Raw genomic sequence first — 17,760 nt, 5'->3', positions numbered from 1 at the left:
GCCGTTACCCCCAGAACCGCGACTTCGGCCGCGGCAGGCCGAGATGGTCGCGCAGGGTCTCGCCCTCGTAGGCGCGGCGGAACAGGTCGCGCTCCTGCAGGATCGGCACGACGCCGTCGACGAAGTCGTCGAAGCCCTCGGGGAAGTGGGCCGGCATGACGTTGAAACCGTCGGCGGCGCGTTCCTCGAACCAGTGCTGCAGCGTATCGGCGATGGTCTCGGGCGAGCCGCACAGCACCCAGTGGCCGCGCGCGGCCGCCACCAGGTCGTAGAGCTGGCGCAGGGTGAGCCCCTCGCGCCGCGCCTTGGCCAGCATGACGCGGGCGAAGCCGTGCGAGGAATCGGGAAGCGCGATGTCGGGCACCGGCTCGTCGAGGGCGTAGCGTGTGATGTCCTGGCCCAGCCGGTCCGACAGGAGCTGCAGCGCATTGCTGCCCGTGACGTAGCCCTGCAGGGCGGCCAGCTTGTCGCGCGCCTCGCGGTCGGTGCGGCCCATCACCGGCATGACGCCGGGCAGGACCGTCACGTCTTCCGGCGCGCGGCCGTACGACGGCAGGCGCTTCTTGAGCGCGGCGTACTGCGCCTGCGATTCGCCGAAATCCTGGACGACCGAGAAGACGACGTCGGCGGTGCGCGCGGCCAGCGCCTGGCCGGGCTCCGAGCCGCCGGCCTGCAGCACGATGGGTTGACCCTGCGGCGCGCGGCCGATGTTGATCGGTCCCTGGACCTTGAAGAACGGGCCCTCGTGGTCGAGCGGGCGCAGGCGGGCCGGGTCGATGTAGGTGCCGGTCGCGCGGTCGGCGACCAGCGCGTCGTCGGCCCAGCAGTCCCACAGGCCCTTCACCACGTCGACGAACTCGGCGGCGCGCTCGTAGCGCCGCGCATGGTCGGGATGGACCGTGCCGAAGTTGCCCGCGCCCTGGCCGCTCGCCGTCGTCACCGCGTTCCAGGCGGCGCGCCCCTTGCTGATATGGTCGAGCGAGGCGAAGGCGCGGGCGACGGTCCAGGGATCGCTGTAGGTCGTCGACACGGTGGCCCCCAGCCCGACATGGCGCGTGACCGCGGCCAGCGCCGCCAGCATGGTGAGCGGCTCCAGCCGGAGCGTGTAGGAGGGATGGGCGCCGGGATCGGCATAGAGATTGTCGCCCATGAAGATCAGGTCGAACAGGCCGCGCTCGGCGATGCGGGCGATCGCCTGCACCTGCTCGAAATCCTGGAAGCTCGTCATCGCGCCGGGATGGCGCCAGCCGGCGACGTGGCTGCCGGTGCCGAGGATGAAGAGGCCGAGATGCATCCGGCGCTCGGGCGAAGCGGGCATCGCCGGGCTCAGGTGCGGAAGGAGGGATCGGCGCGGTCGAGCTGGCGCAGGAAGGCCGGCCATTCGCGCTCGCCCGGCACCAGGATGTCGCCCTGCAGCTCCCAGAACTGGCGCGCCGCCTTCTCGCAGACCTCGGGTGGCGGGATGGTGAGCGTGGCGCCGGCGGCCGCCGCGGCCTGCATGGCGAGCTGGATGCGCGCCGCGCGCTCGAAATAGTAGAGGAGCATGAAGGCCTCGCCGGGCGTGCGCCCGACCGTGAGGATGCCGTGGTTGCGCATCAGCATCACGCTGTGGGGCCCGAGGTCGCGTACCAGCCGTTCCTGCTCGTCGAGGTCGATGGCCACGCCCTCGTAGTCGTGGAAGGCCTGCCGGCGATAGAAGCGCATGGCGAACTGGCTGAGCGGCAGCAGCCCGTCCTGCTGGCCCGAGACGGCGACGCTGGCGTCGGAATGGGTGTGCAGCACGCAGACGGCATCGGGCCGGCTCTTGTGGACCGCGGCGTGGATGACGAAGGCCGCGACGTTGACCTCGTGCGGCGCATTGTCGAGCTTGCGGCCCTCGGTGTCGATGCGCACCAGGCTCGACGCGGTGATCTCCCCGAACAGCAGGCCGTAGGGGTTCAGCAGGAACTCGCCCTCGCGGCCCGGCACCCGCATCGAGATGTGGTTGTAGATCAGGTCGTCCATGCCGAGCTTTGCCACCAGGCGATAGCAGGCGGCCAGCGCCACCCGGGCCTCGCGTTCGGCCGCGCTGCCGGGACCGGTTTCCGTTGCGGACATGCCCGGTTGCCAGCAACCCACGTGCCATCCGAGTGGCCATCCGAGTGGCCATCCGGGGGGGGGGCCAGCCGGGGGGGCCAGCCGGGTCGGCACGGCTTCCCGGCGCAGACGCGAGAAAATGTCGGGGCGCTCCCCTGCCGCGGCAGAGGCGAAGCGGCGGCCGATCGCCTAACCTCGCGGGATGCTCAAGCTCTACTACGCCCCGAACACCTGCGCGCTGGCCACCCACATCGCCCTCGAGGAGGCCGGTGCCGACTACACGACGGTACGCATCGACTTCGCCAAGGCCGAGCAGCAGTCGCCCGAGTATCTGAAGATCAACCCCAAGGGGCGCGTGCCGGCGCTCGTCACCGACCGCGGCATCCTCACCGAGACGCCGGCCATGCTGGCCTTCGTCGCCCAGAGCTTCCCGGCAGCCGGGCTGGCGCCCTTCGACGATCCCTTTGCCTTCGCCGAGGTCCAGGCCTTCAACAGCTACCTCTGCTCCACCGTCCACGTCGCACACGCGCATCGCATGCGCGGCCATCGCTGGGTCGATCCCGACGACAAGGCGGCGATCGCGGCGATGCAGCGCAAGGTGCCGCAGTCGGTGACCGCGGGCTTCGAGCTGATCGAGCGCGGGATGCTGAAGGGGCCGTGGGTGATGGGCGAGCGCTACACGATCTGCGATCCCTACCTCTTCACCCTGGCGCAGTGGCTCGATGCCGACGGCGTCGACCCGGCGCGCGTGCCGCGGGTGATCGACCACCGCCGCCGGGTCGGCGAGCGGGCGGCGACGCAGCGGGCGCTCGAGGCAGAAAAGGCATTGGCGTCAGCGGCTTAGAGGCGATTCTCGGGGCAACCGGGCGGCGGCCGGTGGCCTGTGGCCTTGCCGTGGCAAGCGCCCGGATCGGCCTCCAGGCCCTGACCGTCGCCGGTCGGCGGCGCTATCTTCTCGGCGTCATCCTGCTGCACCCGTCCCCCAAGCGGGTCTCAGCCCCACACGCTTCCCAACGTGCGGGCGGCGGAGGCTTCCCACCCCAAAGCATTGCCTCCGCCGGGATGACCTTTTCTTTTCCATATCGAGACGATGAATGCCCGGCGACCGATGGTCAGTCCGGCAATTCGACGAGGATCTCCGTCCCCTCCACCCTGACGGGGAAGGTGCGCAGCGCCTCCTCGGCCGGACCCTCGACGACCGCACCGGTGCGGATGTCGAACAGGGCCTGATGCAGCGGGCACTCGACGCAGTTGCCCTCGACATAGCCGTCCGACATCAACGCGAACTGGTGGGTGCAGATGTTGGCGGTGGCGAAGAATTCGCCGTCCAGCCGGTAGATCGCGATCTCCCGGCCGGCAACCTCGATGCCGACCACGTCCTTGCCGTCCAGTTCCGCGGCATCCGCCGCCTTGTGCCAGGTCATGCCGCCGGGCCCTTGGGCGGATAATCATCGAGAGAATCGATGGAGATATCGATGATATCGAACGATACGATGGTCATGCGCCCCAGATAGTGCGGCCCCCGACGGGCGTCAAATGCGGCAGCACGATTCATCAACTCAATCGATGTTTTCATCCGCTCTATCGATTTGAGACCTGACGCAAGCCGCGTCATGGTTGACCCAAACGAACACGAAGGGTCGAAAATGGACAGCCTCAGCCGCCGCGGTGCCCGATCGGATGCGTCTCTTGCCAAGGCGTTTCTCCCGCTCACCCAGGCCAGCCATCCCGACGGCAGGATCTATCATGACCCGGCGGTGCTGGAGCGCGAGAAGCAGACGATCTTCGGTCGCGACTGGCTGTGCATCGGCCGCGCCGAAGAGGTGGCCGAGCCCGGCGACTACAAGGCCCTCCGCCTGGTCGGGCAGCCGGTGCTGCTCGTGCGCCGGCCGGACGGCAAGGTCGTGGCCTATTCCAACACCTGCCTGCACCGCGGCGTCGAGATCGCCAGCGGCGAGGGCAACGCCAAGGAATTCACCTGCCCCTATCACGGCTGGCTGTACGGGCTGGACGGGCAGCTCCTCGGCGCCGCACATATGCGCGATTCCGAGGGCTTCGACCGCAAGACCTGCCGCCTGCCCGAGCTTCCCTGCGAGAATTTCCAGGGCTGGCTGTTCGTGTCGCTGAACCGGACGCCGGAACCGTTCGCGGACTATATCGCCGAGTTCGCCGAGAAGTTCGGCTACATCGACATGGAGCCCATGCGGCTCGGCATCCAGCGCGACATCCCGCTGAACTGCAACTGGAAGCTGATGGTCGAGAACTTCATCGACTTCTACCACATCGGCGTCCTGCACAAGGACACGATCGGCCGCTACATGAAGACGACCGACGTGCCCTACGAGACGCGCAAGCGCGGCCAAGTCTTCATCAACGAGTACGATGCGGGTTCGCATACCCAGTCGGGCGAGGTGTTCGTCGAGCGCATCCCGGCGCTGAAGGACAAGCCGGCTCGCTTCTCTCAGGCCGGCGTCATCACGCCCAACGTCAACTTCTTCGTGCGGCCGGACTACGTGATGCTCTACTCGTCCTGGCCGGTCGACGCCGACACGATGGTGATGAAGCAGTTCATCGTCTTCCCTCGCCACATCGTGGAAAGCCCGCGCTTCCCCGAGATCAAGGCGCAGTTCCTGGTAATGAGCGACAAGATCCTGGGCGAGGATTTCGCCATGGTCGAATCGCTGCAGAACGCCTCGAAGGCCACCCACTTCGTGCCCGGCCGCATGAGCCGGCTGGAGAAGGGCGTGCAGCATTTCATCCTGCACAATCTCGAGCGCATCTACGGCGCCGAGCCGCCGCTGACCGCCGCCGCCGAATAGGCGCGGCGCGATGTTCTACGATTGCCGGACCCGGGATCACGGCCTGCCGCATGATCCGCTGAAGCAGTGCGTCGTGCCGCGGCCGATCGGCTGGGTGTCCACGGTCGACGGCGAGGGGCGGGTCAACCTGGCGCCCTTCAGCTTCTTCAACCTGGTGAGCGAGAACCCGCCGCTGGTGATCTACTGCCCGGTCGGCGCCCATGCCGAGGGCGGGGAGAAGGATTCCCTGCGCAACGTGCGCGAGGTCGGCGAGTTCGTCGTCAACGTCGCGACCTGGGACCTGCGCGACGCGGTCAACGCCTCCTCGGCGCCGGCCGGCAGCACGGTCGACGAGTTCGAGCTGGCCGGCCTCACCAAGGAGCCGTCGAGCCTGGTGCGGCCGCCGCGGGTCAAGGAATCGCCGCTGCACCTCGAGTGCCGGGTCGCGCAGGTGATCCGGATGCCGGGCGCCTTCGGCGGCGTGGCCAACTGCATGGTGCTGGGCGAGGTGCTGGGCGTTCACATCCGCGACGACCTCCTGCAGGACGGCCTGCTGAAGATCGACCGGCTGCAGCCGATCGCGCGCCTGGGCTACCAGGAATATGCCGTCGTGCGCGATACCTTCACCATGCCGCGGCCGACGCGGGTCGCGGTCGCGGCCGAGTGACGGGCGAACGGCCCGGGGAGACGACGATGTTCACATCCAAGCGGCTGGTACGGGCGGCGGAAAACCTGGTCGTCCGCCATTTCGCGGTCGGTGCCGGCGAGAGCGTGGTGATCACGGCCGACACGGCGACCGAGCCGGCGCTGATCCGCGCCGTGACCGACGCCGTCGTGCGGGCAGGGGCCAAGCCGCTGGTCGCCATCGCCCCCCAGCTTCCCTTCCAGGGCGGCCTGTCGGACCCCTACGTCTCCGACGCGTTGAAGGCGGCCGTCGTCGCCTGCGACGTCTGGTTCGATTTCTGCTTCCCCTACCATGCCGGGTCGGGCGCGCAGTCCGCGGCGATGGAGGCCAAGCGCTGCCGCTATGCGCTGCTGGCGCTGGCCGAGGCCGAGAGCTTCGAGCGTCTGTACGGCTGCGTCGATTTCCCAGCGATGATGGACTTCAACGTGGCGCTGGCCGAGTACTTCGCCGAGGCGGCGGGCGAGCAGGTGCGCTTCACCTGCCCGCTGGGCACCGACGTCACCCTTACGCTCGACAAGCTGAAGATGATCCGCCAGCGCGTCTGTCAGGGACCGGGCATGCACACCGTTCCGGGCACGCAGAGCTTCTATCCGGTGATGGAGAGCGTGAAGGGGCGAATCGTCATCCAGGCCCTGTTCGACGAATACTACCGCCACCTGCGCCAGCCGATCACCATCGAGGTCGACGGCAAGATCCAGGGTTTCAGCGGTGGTGGTACCGAGGACCGGCCGAGCTTCGGCCGGGCGCTGCGGCGGGCCAGCGGCAAGGGGGATCTCGGCTACTTCGTGCACTTCACGCTGGGTTTCCATCCCGGCACCAAGCTGACCGAGCGGCAGTTCATCGAGGACATCCGCATCCCCGGCTCGAACGCCATCGGCATGGGCCTGCCGTGGTGGGAGCCGGGCGGCGGCGAGAACCATCCCGACGGCATCGTTCTCGACCAGTCGCTGTGGGTGGGCGACGTGCAGCTGGTAAAGGACGGCGACTTCGTCGGCCCGGGCCGGCTCGCGACGCTGCACGCCGCAATGTCGCGGCAGCTCGACTGACGGGCGACGCCCGCGCCTGATCCGGAACGCGTGACCTGGAAGCCGTAACCTGGACCCCGTGACCTTCAGCATCGTCGACGAGCGGCTGGGCGTCCGCTTCGCCTGCGCGCCGGACGACGTGGTGCTGCGCGCCGGCCTGCGGGCGGGACTGCCGCTCGCCTACGAATGCAATGCCGGCGGTTGCGGAAGCTGCAAGTTCGACCTGGTGGCGGGCGAGGTCGCCGACCTTTGGCCGGAGGCGCCGGGTCTCGGCGAACGCGACCGGCGGCGGGGCCGACGGCTGGCCTGCCAGTCGCGGCCGCTCGGCGATTGCAGCATCCGCATGATCGGCCGCGGCGAGCCTGCCGACGCGCCGCTGCCGCAGCGCCGGACGGCGGTGCTGGCCGGGACGCGCGACCTTGCGCCCGACATGCGCCTCTTCCGCTTCCGCGGCGGGGGCGCGGCGGCCTTCCGGCCGGGACAGTACGCGCTCCTGTCGCTGCCCGGCGTCGAGGGGCCGCGCGCCTATTCCATGTCGAACCTCGCCAATGCCGAGGGCGACTGGGAGTTCATCGTCCGGCGCGTCCCGGGCGGCCGGGCGACCGGCGCGCTGTTCGCGCTGCCTCCGGGCGGTGGCGTCGCGATCGACGGGCCGTACGGCCGCGCCTTCCTGCGCACGGAAACCCGGCCGGTGGTCTGCATCGCTGGCGGTTCGGGCCTGTCGCCGATGATCGGCATCGCGCGCGGCCTCGACGCTGCCAACGCGGCCGGCACGGCCTCGCTCGACTTCTTCCAGGGCGGCCGCTCGGCGCAGGACATCTGCGGCGAGCCGCTGCTGCGCGCCCTGCCGCGGCTCGGCTCGCGGCTGCGCTTCCATGCCAGCGTCTCGGGCGAGGACCCGCTGTGGCAGGGCCGTACCGGGATGATCCACGAACTGCTGGCCGACCTGCCGGACAGCGCCTTCGCCGAGGCCGATTTCTATCTGGCCGGCCCGCCGCCGATGGCCGAGGCGGTCGTGGCCCTGCTCTCCCGGGCCAAGGGCGTGCCGGCCGAGCGGATCCGCTACGACCGCTTCTTCTGAGCGCGCGGCCGGTCGGCGGAGATCGGCGTGAAGGGCAGGCCGAGCGCCTGCGGATAGGTCCGGTCCTTGAGCGGCCTTGCGGCGACCATCTCCTGGATCACGTCGATCAGCGCCTGCTCGACGCGGCTCGGACGCACGCGGGGATTGGTGATCATGAAGACGTCGACCGGCATGGTCGGCTTGTAGGGCGGCAGCCGCCACAGCAGCCCGTCGCGCTCGTCGCGGGCGGCGATATGGATCGGGATGGCGCCGATGCCGATGCCGGCGACGATCATGCGCCGTACCTCCTCCATGTGGTTGGAGACGGCCACGGCCGGCTCGGCGAGCTGCACGTCGGCATGGGCGTCGGCGATCGTCTGCAGCGTGTAGGAGATCGCCGTCGGCCGGTAGTAGCTGACCGACGCCTCGCCGCGCAGGTCGGCTGCCGTCAGGTCGCGGCGGCCGAACAGCCGGTGCGTCGGGCCGCAATAGAACGCGCAGTGCTCGCGAAAGATCTGCAGGCAGTCGAACGCGTCGGGCTTCTGGGCGAGCGGCGTGATCGCGAAATGGATGGTGCTGCTGGCCATCGCCTTCATGATCTCCGGGCTCGACATCACCGTGATCAGGAACGTCGCCTTGGGATGGCGGCGATGGAACTCGGCGAAGGCGTCGTTCAGCAGCGGCGAGGTCATGTGGCTCGCCATCGCGAGGTGGACCGTGCCGGTGAGATCGCCGCTGAGATCGGCGATCAGCAGCGACATGCGGTCGATGCCGTTGGCGATCTCGCGGGCCTCGCGATAGAGCACCTCGCCGGCCGGCGTGAGTGCGAAGTTGGTCGGCCCGCGCGCCGCCAGCCTTGTGCCGAGCCGTTCCTCGAGCTTCTTCAGCGCCGCGCTGATCGCGGGCTGCCCCCGCCCCAACACAGTCGCGGCACGTGAAATGCTCTGCATCTCCGCGACGACCACGAACATGTGCAGCAGGTTCCAGTTGATCTTCTTGGCCAGGCCTTCGGTGGGCGCGGCCTGTCTCGCGGGCGGGCGGCTCATGGAGTTTTCCTCGCGATTCCAATCGTTTCGTCCAATATCGAAATTATTGCTTTCGATATCGAAAATATCAATTTGCCTCATGGTATGTCCGCGTAGGCTAATCGGGATTGTCACAGGCCCGTTCGCCAGGGCCGCAGGAGCGGAAACCGCTATCGGGATGGATGGGATGCCGAACTTTCTCCAGCGAATCGATGTCTGAGCGCCTGGTGGTCGGGCAGAAGGCACCGGCGGATCCGATCGGCGGCCTGATGCGCATGGCGCGTGCCGTATTCCTCGCCGGCGGCATCCTGCCGGTCGTCCTGGTCATCGCCATCGTCGGCTTCGGCGCGGCCGAGCCGCGCTTCCTCACCTACGACAACATGTTCAACGTCACGCGCGCGGCGAGCTACCTGGTGGTCGTCAGCATCGGCCAGATGCTGACGCTGCTGGTCCGCGGCGTCGACATGTCGATCGGCTCGACCGAGGCGCTGGTCAGCGTCTGCGTCGCGCTGTGCATGGCGACCGTGCTCGGTTCCTTTCCCGATTCGCCGGGCCTGGCCATCACGCTCGGCATCGCCGCCGGGCTGGCGGTGGGCGTGGCGGTCGGCACGGTGAACGGCATCGGCATCGCGGTGTTCAACGTAAACCCGTTCATCATGACCGTCGGCATGCTCTCGATCCTGTCGGGCGTCGCGCTGACGGTGAGCGGCGGCATGCCCATGTACGGCATGCCCGAGGAATTCAGCCGGATCTTCGCCTACGCCGCGCCGTTCGGCATCCCGGCGCCGGTCCTGTTCGCCGCCGGCCTCTACGCGCTCATGGTCTACGTGCTGAACTGGACGCCGTTCGGCCGCCGCATCTATGCGCTGGGCGGCAACGGCGTCGCCGCGCGGCTGGCCGGCATCAGCACGCGCCTGCACACGGTCCTGACCTACGCCATGTGCTCGACCATCGTCGCCTTCGGCGGCGTGCTGCTGACGGCCCGAGTCGGCACCGGCGAGGCGACGCTGGGCGCGACGCACGTGCTGGAATCGATCACCGCCGTGGTGATCGCGGGCGTCTCCTTCTTCGGCGGCATCGGCCGGGTCGGCAGCGTCGTGCTGGGCGCCTTCTTCGTGACGCTGGTGACCAACGGCATGAACCTGCTCCGGGTGCCGAGCTACCAGCAGCTGATCGTGCTGGGCGTGCTGCTGATCCTCGCGGTCGTGGTCGACCAGCTCCGCATGCGCATGCTGCAGCAGCAGCGGCCGGAATAGGGGAGAGCGAAGCCATGGCCGCCACCGCCCAGACCTCCGTCCGCCCGCCCGCCAGTGCCGCTGCCGCCGTGCCGCTCCTCAGGGCGAACGGCATCGTGAAGTCGTTCGGCGGCAACCGCGCGCTGAACGGCGTGTCGCTCGACGTGCGCAGCAACGAGATCGTGGCGCTGGTCGGCGACAACGGCGCCGGCAAGTCGACCCTGGTAAAGATCCTGTCGGGGGCCGAGATCCCCGACGAGGGCACGATCCAGGTAAACGGCGTGCCGGCCGAGATCGCGAGCCCGCACGACGCCCAGGATCAGGGTATCGCCACGCTGCACCAGCATCTCGGCCTCGTCGACTGCTTCGACGTCGCCCAGAACGTCTTCCTCGGCCGCGAGCTCTCGGCGCGCTTTCTCGGCGTCTTCCCCTACCTGCTGCACGGCGAGATGCGTCGCCGCACCGCCGATCTCCTGAAGCAGCTCGACATCCGCCTGCCGCATCTCGACCGGCCGGTCAGCACAATGTCGGGCGGCCAGCGTCAGGCAGTGGCGATCAGCCGCCTGCTGCTCGGCGACGTCAAGCTCATCATCATGGACGAGCCAATGGCCGCGCTCGGCGTGCAGGAGGGCCAGAAGGTGCTCGACCTGATCGAGAGCCTGTCCCAGCGCGGCATCTCCTTCCTGATCGTCAGCCACAACATGGAGCATGTCATGAGCATCTCCAACCGGGTGGCGGTGCTGAAGAACGGCAACCTCGTCGGCGTCGTGCCGACCGAGAGCACGACCCGCCAGGACCTCACCTCGATGATCATCCACGGCCGGGTCTAGGGAGCTTTGGGAAGAATGGGGAAGCAGTTGGGAGACATGATGATGAGCAAGGTATCGGGCATTGCCCTGTCGCTGATGCTGGCCCTGCCGGCGGGTGCGGCGTTCGCGGCCGACGATTGGACGGCCAACCTCATGGTCGACGAGAAGAACCCGACGGCGGTCTACAAGCCGCTGCCGGTCGGTGCCGTCTCCAAGCCTTGGCAGCTCTGCGTGGCGTTCCCGCACATGAAGGACGCCTACTACGTCGCCAAGGACTACGGCATCGTGAAGGAGGCGCAGCGCCAGGGCGTCGGCGCCACCATCATGGCCGCCAACGGCTACAACGACATCGCCGGGCAGATCCAGCAGATCGAGGACTGCGTCGCCGCGGGCGGCAATGCCGTGCTGGTCAATGCCGTGTCCAAGACCGGCCTCAACGGCCTGATCGAGGAGCTGGCGCGCAAGAAGGTGCCGGTGCTCGACCTCGGCAACGGCGTCACCTCCGACAAGATCGCCGCCGCCGCGCTGGCCCAGTACTACTATGCCGGCAACACCGCCGGTAAGTATCTCGCCCAGACCTTCCCGGCCGGCTCGGGCAAGAAGAAGATGGTCTGGCTGGCCGGCCCGGCCGGCTCGCAATGGGTCGAGGATGCGGTCAAGGGCATGAAGGACGCCATCAAGGGCTCCGACGTCGACCTGGTGAAGGTGATCTACGGCGACACCGGCAAGGCGACGCAGATGAAGCTGCTCGAGGATGCGCTGCAGACCTATCCCGACCTCACCATCATCGGCGGCGTGGCGCCGGCGATCGAGGGCGCGATGGAGATCGTCAAGGAGCGCGGCCTCAAGGACAAGAAGCTGATCGCCTTCTACTCGACGCCGCCGATCGAGCAGGCGGTGCGCGACGGCATCGTCATGGCGACGGTGAACGACAACAACCTGCTGGGTTCGCGCATCAGCGTCGACCAGGCGATCCGCCTGCTCGAGGGAAAGCTCGAGGTGAAGGTCGCCAGCCGCAAGTTCGACATCATCGACGGCAAGAACGTGAACACCTACGACCGCACGACGCTGCTGGCGCCGGCCGACTTCAAGCCGGTGTTCAAGGTCGACCCGCCGAAGAAGTGACGCTCCGCTGACCGAAGACCGGGGCCGGGACGGCGGCATCGCCCTCCCGGCCCCGCGCCTGTCCGGGCCCCTGCGTCGAACCCGCCGGGCCGTCCGTCCCGTTCCTTCCCTCCGAGACATTCCATGCCGCTTCCCATCCGTTCCAGCCACGCGATCGCGGGCGAGGGGCCGGCCGTCTTCCTGATCCACGGTGTCGGCGCCCGGCGCCAGAGCTGGGACGGCGTGATCGAGCGGCTGGCACCCCATTTCCGCTGCATCAGCTACGACCTGCGCGGCCACGGCGAGTCGGAGGGCGGCAACCGGCCGATCGGCCTTGGCGAGTTCGTCGCCGACCTCGAGGCGCTGCGCGCCGAGCTCGGCATCGAGCGGGCGCACGTCGTCGGCCATTCGCTGGGCGGCATGATCGCGCCGGCCTATGCCCGCGCCCACCCGGCGCGCGTCCGGTCGCTGGGGCTGCTCTCGACCGTGGCGTTCCGCGGTCCCGAGGCGCAGACCAACCTCGCCGCCTTCGTCGAGAAGATGAAGACGGGCGGCACGGCGGCGGTGATCGGCACGCTGATGGACCGCTGGTTCACCGACGAATTCCGCCGCGACCGGCCCGACATCGTCGAGGCGCGCCGCGCGCTCGTCCTCGGGCTCGACCCGCGCGTCTACCTCGAGACCTATCGCACCTACGCCACGACCGACACCGGCCCCTGGCTGCCGGCGCTCGACGTGCCGGCCCTCGTCATGACCGGCGAGGCCGATCCCGGATGCCCGCCGGCCCTCAACGCCCGCATGGCCGAGGCCCTGCCGCAGGGCAGGCTCGAGGTGCTGCCTGGGCTGCGCCACTCGATCCTGGTCGAGGCGCCCGAGGCGACGGGCGAGGCGCTGCTGGCCTTCCTGCTGGCGGTGGAGAAGGCCAGCGCCTGAGGTCGCGGCAGTCCCCGCTATCAACCTCTTGTGGATGCCTGCCGCCAGCCGACTCGATCTTGTGGATTGATGCTCTAAACAATTGAATCAATTGTAATTTCTTGCCTCCAAACGGGGGATGACTCATGCTCCGCCGATGCTTGTGGACAAGTTGGATCGAGTCCTGGTCGGCGACTGCATCGAGCTGATGCAGGGCCTGCCCGCCGCTTCCGTCGACATGGTGTTCGCCGACCCGCCCTATAACCTGCAGCTGGGCGGCGACCTGCTGCGGCCGGACAACAGCAAGGTCGACGCCGTCGACGACGACTGGGACAAGTTCGCCGACTTCTCGCGCTACGATTCCTTCACGCGCGCCTGGCTGGCGGCCGCGCGTCGGGTGCTGAAGCCGCAGGGCACGCTGTGGGTGATCGGCAGCTACCACAACATCTTCCGCATCGGCACGGCGCTGCAGGACCACGGCTTCTGGATCCTGAACGACATCGTCTGGCGCAAGTCGAACCCGATGCCCAACTTCCGCGGCAAGCGCTTCACCAACGCACACGAGACGCTGATCTGGGCGGCGCGCGATCGCCGCGCCAAGCGCTACACGTTCAACTACGATTCGATGAAGGAGCTGAACGAGGGCGTGCAGATGCGCTCCGACTGGCTGCTGCCGCTGTGCACCGGCGGCGAGCGGCTGAAGGGCGAGGACGGCCGCAAGGCGCATCCGACGCAGAAGCCCGAATCGCTGCTGTTCCGCTGCCTGATGGCCGCCTCCAATCCCGGCGACGTCGTGCTCGATCCCTTCTTCGGCACCGGCACGACCGGCGCCGTGGCGCGGCGGCTCGGCCGGCGCTTCATCGGCCTGGAGCGCGATCCCGACTATGCCGCCATCGCGCGCAAGCGCATCGCGCTCATCGAGCCGCTGGCCGCCGAGGACGTCTCGCCCAAGCCCAGCAAGCGCAGCGAGCCGCGCATTCCGTTCGGCGTGCTGATCGAGGCGGGCCTGCTCGAGCCCGGCGCGCTGCTGAGCGACCCGAGCGGCCGCCACGTCGCGCGCGTGCGTGCCGACGGCACGCTGTCGGCCGCCAACGCACTCGGCGAGCATCGCGGCTCGATCCACCAGGTCGGCGCGGCGGTGCAGGGGGCCCCCGCCTGCAACGGCTGGACCTTCTGGCACTTCGAGCAGCAGGGTGCGCGGCTGCCGATCGACCATCTCCGCCAGCAGGTGCGCGCGGGCCTGTAAGCGAAGGCTTGCGGGAGGGCGGGTCCGAGCATACTGTGAATATGTGAAAAATATCACAGTTTCCGTGGACGATGAAACGTACCGGCGTGCCCGTATCAAGGCGGCCGAACTCGAGACGTCTGTGTCGGCGCTGGTGAAGCGCTATCTGGTCGAACTCGCGGGCGAGGACAGCGAGTTCGAGAGACTGGCAGCTCTGGAGCGCAAGCTGCGCGAGCGTGTCGTGTCCTTCCGCGCGAGCGATCGGCTGCCGCGAGAGGCCATTCACGAGCGCAGGCGCTGAGCGTCGGCGATGGCGCCCAGACGCTTTCTCGACACCAACATTCTCCTTTACTCGATCAGCCGGGACCCCGCCGAAGCGGCAAAGCGAGAACGTGCGGTTGCGCTCCTCGGGGCGACGGATCTCGGATTGTCGGCGCAGGTGCTGCAGGAGTTCTACGTTCAGGCCACACGTCCGACGCGGGACGATGCCTTGCCGCATGAGGTTGCAGCCGGCCTTGTTCGGGCGTGGGCGCGATTTCCAGTCCAGGAGATCTCGCTGGCAGTCGTAATGACGGCGCTCGAAATTCGCGTGTCGCACGGCTTTTCATATTGGGACAGCGCGATCGTCGCGGCCGCCCAGGCGCTGGGTTGCCGGGAGTTGCTTTCCGAAGACATGAGTCACGGGCGGCGGGTCGGCGGCGTCAAGATCGTCAATCCCTTCCGCTGACGATCTGAGATGTGCAGTCATTGACGGCATCTCCTTCGACTGTGCCTCGGTGCGAAAAAATATAATTAAATTGCCGATCCGTTGGTCGTGAGCCCATGAAAACGGAAGTTATTGATCGCGTGGTCGGCCCATGCTACAAGTCGAACGTGTCGTCCGGAAAGCAGCCGTGTGTCAGCGATGGGCGTGCGCGATCACCTTGCGCATCACCGTCGGCAGGGCGCGTTCGGTCAGGCGGTCGATGGTGCACCAGCTCGTGCCGGGGGCGAGCTCGGCCAGCCGGCCGGTCGTGGCGACGGCGCGGGCCACGGTGAGCTCGAGGTGGAAATGCGTGAAGGTGTGGCGCACCAGCCCGTCCAGGATGCTCCAGCGCGCCGGCACGGGGGCCGCCTGCATCGCCTCCTCGGGCACCAGCAGCCCCTCGCGCCAGGCGCTCGACGGCACCTCGTCCATGCCGCCCAGCAGGCCGCGGGGCGGCCGCTTGCGCAGCAGGATGGCGCCGTCCTTGCGCGCCAGCACGAAGGCGAGCCCGCGCCGGGTCGGCTTCTCCGCCCGGGGGGCGCGGCGCGGCAGCTCCTCGGCGACGCCGAGCCGGCGGCCGCGGCAGCCCGCCATCAGCGGGCAGATGACGCAGCGCGGTCCGCGCGGCGTGCACACGGTGGCGCCGAGATCCATCATCGCCTGCGCGTAGTCGCCGGCGCGCTCCGGCGGCACCAGCGTCGCGGCGCGCGCCCGGATCTCCGGCTTGGCGTCGGGCAGCGGCGTGTCGATGGCGTAGAGGCGCGCGATCACCCGCTCGACATTGCCGTCGACCGCCGAGGCCGGCCGGTCGAAGGCGATGGCGGCGATCGCCGCGGCGGTGTAGGCGCCGATGCCGGGCAGCGCCAGCAGTGCCGCTTCATCCGACGGGAAGCGCCCGCCATGCTCGGTGGCCACGGCCTGCGCGCAGGCATGCAGGTTGCGCGCGCGGGCGTAGTAGCCGAGGCCGGCCCAGGCCGAGAGCACCTCGTCGAGCGGCGCCGCGGCCAGCGCCTCGACGGTCGGCCAGCGCTCGACGAAGCGCCGGAAGTAGTCGCCGACGGTGGCCACCGTCGTCTGCTGCAGCATGATTTCCGACAGCCAGACGCGGTAGGGATCGCCGGTCTCGCCGGCCGCCGCGCGCCACGGCAGGGTGCGACGATGACGATCGTACCAGGCAAGCAAACGTGAGGCGTGGGTCGTGGTCATGCAGGGTAGCGTGCCCTACCATACGGAGCGGAGTTTGAAAGGGTCCATGCGGGAAAACGGCTTTCGCGCCGTCGGCGGACTGGCCCAGCGGCTGGCGTCCGACATCGCCCGGCGCCGCAAGGCGGGACGGTCGGGATCGGTCGCCCGCCTGCGCGCAGAATGGTCGGCCATCGTCGGCGCCGAGCTGGCGCGGGTCAGCCGGCCGGAGGCGCTGCTGCCGGCGCGCGGCCGCGGCGGCGCGATGCTGCGGCTGCGCGTGCCCGGCGCTGCTGCGCTGGAGGTGCAGCACGGCGCGGGTCAGATCGTCGAGCGCGTGAACGCCTACTTCGGCCATCGCATGATCGAGGACATCCGGCTGGTGCAGGGGGCCGTCTCGGCCGCGCCCGTGCGGGCCGCGACGCCGCCGCCCGATGCGCGCAGCCTGCAGGCCGCGGTCGAGCGCGCCGCCGCCGTCAGCGATCCCGACCTGCGCGCCGCCCTGGCCCGGCTCGGCGCCCGCATCGGCACGGGCCGCCGCGGCCTGCTGCTCGGCCTCGGCGGCCTGCTGCTCGCTCCCCGCGGCGAGGCGGAAGCCCAGAACCTGCCGCGCGAGAAGCTGCTGATGCCGCTGCCCGGCGACCACACGATGGGCCGGACCGACGCGCCCAACATCCTGATCGACTATGCCTCGTTCACCTGCCCGTTCTGCGCCCAGTTCTACATCGCCGTGATGCCGACGGTGCGGAAGGAATGGATCGACACTGGCAAGCTGCTGTTCGTCCATCGCCACTTCCCGTCCGACGTCGTGGCGACCCGCGCCAGCCAGCTCTCCGAGTGCGCCGGTCCCGAGGGGTTCTTTCCCACGGTCGAGCTCCTGTTTCAGAAGCAGGTCGAATGGCTGACCGGGGGCGATCCGCTCGAGGAGATGGTCAAGGTGCTGGCGGGCCGGGGGATGACCCCGGACAAGGCCGAGGCCTGCTTCGCCGACGACCGGGCGATGGACAAGGTGATCGCCGACGTCCAGTCCGGCCAGGCGCTCGGGGTCCATTCGACGCCCACCCTGTTCATCAACGACCAGAATTATTCGAATCCCGGCGGCGCCGATGCCATTGCCGCGATTTTGCGCCAGGTGGGGCGGTAATCGTTTGACTCCCCACAGGGCGAATTCCCAAGATGTAGTGGAGAGGAAGACGGTATGCGGAATATCTTGATCGTCGCCGCAGGTGTCGTGGCGGTGGCCGCGATTGCGGCTGGCGTCTATTTCGGCACCCGCGCGCCGTCGCCGGGCCAGCCGCCGGTCGCCGTCGCGGCGACGCCGGAAAAGGCCAAGCTGCTGGGCGTGATGCCGGGCGACCACGTGCTGGGCGATCCCAAGGCCCCGATCACGATGATCGAGTACGCCTCGTTCACCTGCCCGCACTGCGCCCATTTCCACACCCAGATCCTGCCCGAGATCAAGAAGAAGTGGATCGACACCGGCAAGGTGAAGCTGATCTACCGCGACTTCCCGCTGGACCAGGTCGCGGCAAAGGCCGCCCAGATCGCCGAGTGCGCCGCGCCCGACCGCTATTTCGGCATCATCGACCTGATCTTCCGCAGCCAGCCGACCTGGGCGGCCACGCCCGATCCGGTGGCGGAGCTGGCCAAGCCGCTGCGCATCGCCGGCCTCAACGAGGCCGAGATCAAGACGTGCCTTGCCAACGAGGCCAAGGCCAATGCCGTCATCGCCGACTATCGCGGCGGCGAGACGCTCGGCGTCAGCTCGACGCCGACGCTGTTCATCGACGGGGAGCAGTACAAGGGGGCGCGTTCGGTCGAGGAGCTCGACTCGGTGTTCGCCAAGCGCGCGAAGTAGTCGTCAACAGACAGGCGTGGG

The 17,760-nt window shown here is 68.9% G+C and carries 20 protein-coding genes; 14 read left to right on the top strand and 6 right to left on the bottom strand.

The features are described from left to right. Positions 1–4: 4 nt before the first annotated feature. Positions 5–1,318 carry an LLM class flavin-dependent oxidoreductase gene (locus ACO073_RS00570; protein WP_421994191.1) on the bottom strand — a complete coding sequence of 438 codons (1,314 nt, stop codon included), beginning with the start codon at positions 1,316–1,318 and terminating at the stop codon, positions 5–7. 8 nt (positions 1,319–1,326) lie between these two features. Further along, positions 1,327–2,097, bottom strand: a complete 771-nt coding sequence (locus ACO073_RS00565; protein WP_421994189.1) for a class II aldolase/adducin family protein — start codon at positions 2,095–2,097, stop codon at positions 1,327–1,329. A gap of 181 nt (positions 2,098–2,278) precedes the next feature. On the opposite strand from ACO073_RS00565, the gene ACO073_RS00560 reads away from it, so the two are divergent. Beyond that, on the top strand, positions 2,279–2,920 hold the full coding sequence (locus ACO073_RS00560) for a glutathione S-transferase family protein (RefSeq protein WP_421994187.1): 642 nt from the start codon (positions 2,279–2,281) through the stop codon (positions 2,918–2,920). Positions 2,921–3,188: 268 nt separating this feature from the next. Here ACO073_RS00560 and ACO073_RS00555 read toward each other — a convergent pair whose 3' ends face one another. Together ACO073_RS00555 and ACO073_RS00550 are read right to left on the bottom strand one after the other, a co-directional pair. Continuing rightward, the gene (locus tag ACO073_RS00555) at positions 3,189–3,500 is read right to left on the bottom strand and encodes a non-heme iron oxygenase ferredoxin subunit (RefSeq protein WP_421994185.1); all 312 of its coding nucleotides are present in this window, start codon (positions 3,498–3,500) and stop codon (positions 3,189–3,191) included. Beyond that, positions 3,497–3,691: a hypothetical protein gene (locus ACO073_RS00550; RefSeq protein WP_421994183.1), complete on the bottom strand. Its 195-nt coding sequence runs from the start codon at positions 3,689–3,691 to the stop codon at positions 3,497–3,499. The genes ACO073_RS00555 and ACO073_RS00550 overlap by 4 nt, the downstream gene beginning before the upstream one ends. A gap of 31 nt (positions 3,692–3,722) precedes the next feature. Here ACO073_RS00550 and ACO073_RS00545 point away from each other — a divergent pair, with 31 nt between their 5' ends. From ACO073_RS00545 to ACO073_RS00530, 4 genes are read left to right on the top strand one after another with little or no spacing between them, the layout of a single operon-like run. Further along, positions 3,723–4,895, top strand: coding sequence for an aromatic ring-hydroxylating oxygenase subunit alpha (locus tag ACO073_RS00545; protein ID WP_421994181.1), 1,173 nt, complete (start codon positions 3,723–3,725; stop codon positions 4,893–4,895). 10 nt (positions 4,896–4,905) lie between these two features. Then, positions 4,906–5,541, top strand: coding sequence for a flavin reductase family protein (locus ACO073_RS00540; protein ID WP_421994179.1), 636 nt, complete (start codon positions 4,906–4,908; stop codon positions 5,539–5,541). Between the two features lie 26 nt (positions 5,542–5,567). Then, positions 5,568–6,605 (top strand): hypothetical protein, encoded by a 1,038-nt coding sequence (locus tag ACO073_RS00535; protein ID WP_421994177.1) that lies wholly within the window; start codon positions 5,568–5,570, stop codon positions 6,603–6,605. Between the two features lie 58 nt (positions 6,606–6,663). Further along, the gene (locus ACO073_RS00530) at positions 6,664–7,665 is read left to right on the top strand and encodes a 2Fe-2S iron-sulfur cluster-binding protein (RefSeq protein WP_421994175.1); all 1,002 of its coding nucleotides are present in this window, start codon (positions 6,664–6,666) and stop codon (positions 7,663–7,665) included. Here ACO073_RS00530 and ACO073_RS00525 read toward each other — a convergent pair. Then, positions 7,647–8,690 carry a LysR family transcriptional regulator gene (locus ACO073_RS00525; protein ID WP_421994173.1) on the bottom strand — a complete coding sequence of 348 codons (1,044 nt, stop codon included), beginning with the start codon at positions 8,688–8,690 and terminating at the stop codon, positions 7,647–7,649. The genes ACO073_RS00530 and ACO073_RS00525 overlap by 19 nt on opposite strands. A gap of 191 nt (positions 8,691–8,881) precedes the next feature. Between ACO073_RS00525 and ACO073_RS00520 the strand changes: the two genes are divergently transcribed. From ACO073_RS00520 to ACO073_RS00490, 7 genes are all read left to right on the top strand, one after another. Further along, complete coding sequence (locus ACO073_RS00520) at positions 8,882–9,925, top strand: ABC transporter permease (protein ID WP_421994171.1); 1,044 nt, start codon at positions 8,882–8,884, stop codon at positions 9,923–9,925. A gap of 14 nt (positions 9,926–9,939) precedes the next feature. Continuing rightward, positions 9,940–10,734 carry an ATP-binding cassette domain-containing protein gene (locus tag ACO073_RS00515; RefSeq protein ID WP_421994169.1) on the top strand — a complete coding sequence of 265 codons (795 nt, stop codon included), beginning with the start codon at positions 9,940–9,942 and terminating at the stop codon, positions 10,732–10,734. A 42-nt stretch (positions 10,735–10,776) separates the two neighbouring features. Beyond that, a complete protein-coding gene (gene torT / locus ACO073_RS00510) occupies positions 10,777–11,838 on the top strand; it encodes a TMAO reductase system periplasmic protein TorT (RefSeq protein ID WP_421994167.1) in 1,062 nt (353 codons plus the stop codon). A 123-nt stretch (positions 11,839–11,961) separates the two neighbouring features. Next, complete coding sequence (locus ACO073_RS00505; protein WP_421994165.1) at positions 11,962–12,750, top strand: alpha/beta fold hydrolase; 789 nt, start codon at positions 11,962–11,964, stop codon at positions 12,748–12,750. 136 nt (positions 12,751–12,886) lie between these two features. Next, positions 12,887–13,975 (top strand): site-specific DNA-methyltransferase, encoded by a 1,089-nt coding sequence (locus tag ACO073_RS00500; protein WP_421994163.1) that lies wholly within the window; start codon positions 12,887–12,889, stop codon positions 13,973–13,975. A 64-nt stretch (positions 13,976–14,039) separates the two neighbouring features. Next, the gene (locus ACO073_RS00495; RefSeq protein WP_421994161.1) at positions 14,040–14,255 is read left to right on the top strand and encodes a hypothetical protein; all 216 of its coding nucleotides are present in this window, start codon (positions 14,040–14,042) and stop codon (positions 14,253–14,255) included. Positions 14,256–14,264: 9 nt separating this feature from the next. After that, positions 14,265–14,681: a PIN domain-containing protein gene (locus tag ACO073_RS00490; RefSeq protein WP_421994159.1), complete on the top strand. Its 417-nt coding sequence runs from the start codon at positions 14,265–14,267 to the stop codon at positions 14,679–14,681. A gap of 171 nt (positions 14,682–14,852) precedes the next feature. On the opposite strand, the gene mutY is transcribed toward ACO073_RS00490, so the two are convergent. Beyond that, a complete protein-coding gene (gene mutY, locus ACO073_RS00485) occupies positions 14,853–15,905 on the bottom strand; it encodes an A/G-specific adenine glycosylase (protein ID WP_421994157.1) in 1,053 nt (350 codons plus the stop codon). A 46-nt stretch (positions 15,906–15,951) separates the two neighbouring features. On the opposite strand from mutY, the gene ACO073_RS00480 reads away from it, so the two are divergent. After that, a complete protein-coding gene (locus ACO073_RS00480; RefSeq protein ID WP_421994155.1) occupies positions 15,952–17,025 on the top strand; it encodes a DciA family protein in 1,074 nt (357 codons plus the stop codon). Between the two features lie 54 nt (positions 17,026–17,079). Continuing rightward, on the top strand, positions 17,080–17,739 hold the full coding sequence (locus ACO073_RS00475; protein ID WP_421994153.1) for a DsbA family protein: 660 nt from the start codon (positions 17,080–17,082) through the stop codon (positions 17,737–17,739). Positions 17,740–17,760 lie beyond the last annotated feature (21 nt).

Source organism: Reyranella sp. (genome assembly GCF_965229815.1).
Lineage (GTDB): Bacteria > Pseudomonadota > Alphaproteobacteria > Reyranellales > Reyranellaceae > Reyranella.
The sequence above is the reverse complement of the archived record's forward strand: the minus strand, read 5'-3'. Positions and strand labels throughout refer to the sequence as shown.

Excerpts from the sequence above, each read along its gene's own strand:
- ACO073_RS00570 (WP_421994191.1), bottom strand. The coding sequence starts at position 1,318 with ATGCCCGCTTCGCCCGAGCGCCGGATGCATCTCGGCCTCTTCATCCTC.
- ACO073_RS00565 (WP_421994189.1), bottom strand. The coding sequence starts at position 2,097 with ATGTCCGCAACGGAAACCGGTCCCGGCAGCGCGGCCGAACGCGAGGCC.
- ACO073_RS00560 (WP_421994187.1), top strand. The coding sequence starts at position 2,279 with ATGCTCAAGCTCTACTACGCCCCGAACACCTGCGCGCTGGCCACCCAC.
- ACO073_RS00555 (WP_421994185.1), bottom strand. The coding sequence starts at position 3,500 with ATGACCTGGCACAAGGCGGCGGATGCCGCGGAACTGGACGGCAAGGAC.
- ACO073_RS00550 (WP_421994183.1), bottom strand. The coding sequence starts at position 3,691 with ATGACGCGGCTTGCGTCAGGTCTCAAATCGATAGAGCGGATGAAAACA.
- ACO073_RS00545 (WP_421994181.1), top strand. The coding sequence starts at position 3,723 with ATGGACAGCCTCAGCCGCCGCGGTGCCCGATCGGATGCGTCTCTTGCC.
- ACO073_RS00540 (WP_421994179.1), top strand. The coding sequence starts at position 4,906 with ATGTTCTACGATTGCCGGACCCGGGATCACGGCCTGCCGCATGATCCG.
- ACO073_RS00535 (WP_421994177.1), top strand. The coding sequence starts at position 5,568 with ATGTTCACATCCAAGCGGCTGGTACGGGCGGCGGAAAACCTGGTCGTC.
- ACO073_RS00525 (WP_421994173.1), bottom strand. The coding sequence starts at position 8,690 with ATGAGCCGCCCGCCCGCGAGACAGGCCGCGCCCACCGAAGGCCTGGCC.
- ACO073_RS00520 (WP_421994171.1), top strand. The coding sequence starts at position 8,882 with ATGTCTGAGCGCCTGGTGGTCGGGCAGAAGGCACCGGCGGATCCGATC.
- ACO073_RS00515 (WP_421994169.1), top strand. The coding sequence starts at position 9,940 with ATGGCCGCCACCGCCCAGACCTCCGTCCGCCCGCCCGCCAGTGCCGCT.
- torT (WP_421994167.1), top strand. The coding sequence starts at position 10,777 with ATGAGCAAGGTATCGGGCATTGCCCTGTCGCTGATGCTGGCCCTGCCG.
- ACO073_RS00505 (WP_421994165.1), top strand. The coding sequence starts at position 11,962 with ATGCCGCTTCCCATCCGTTCCAGCCACGCGATCGCGGGCGAGGGGCCG.
- ACO073_RS00500 (WP_421994163.1), top strand. The coding sequence starts at position 12,887 with ATGCTTGTGGACAAGTTGGATCGAGTCCTGGTCGGCGACTGCATCGAG.
- ACO073_RS00490 (WP_421994159.1), top strand. The coding sequence starts at position 14,265 with ATGGCGCCCAGACGCTTTCTCGACACCAACATTCTCCTTTACTCGATC.
- mutY (WP_421994157.1), bottom strand. The coding sequence starts at position 15,905 with ATGACCACGACCCACGCCTCACGTTTGCTTGCCTGGTACGATCGTCAT.
- ACO073_RS00480 (WP_421994155.1), top strand. The coding sequence starts at position 15,952 with ATGCGGGAAAACGGCTTTCGCGCCGTCGGCGGACTGGCCCAGCGGCTG.
- ACO073_RS00475 (WP_421994153.1), top strand. The coding sequence starts at position 17,080 with ATGCGGAATATCTTGATCGTCGCCGCAGGTGTCGTGGCGGTGGCCGCG.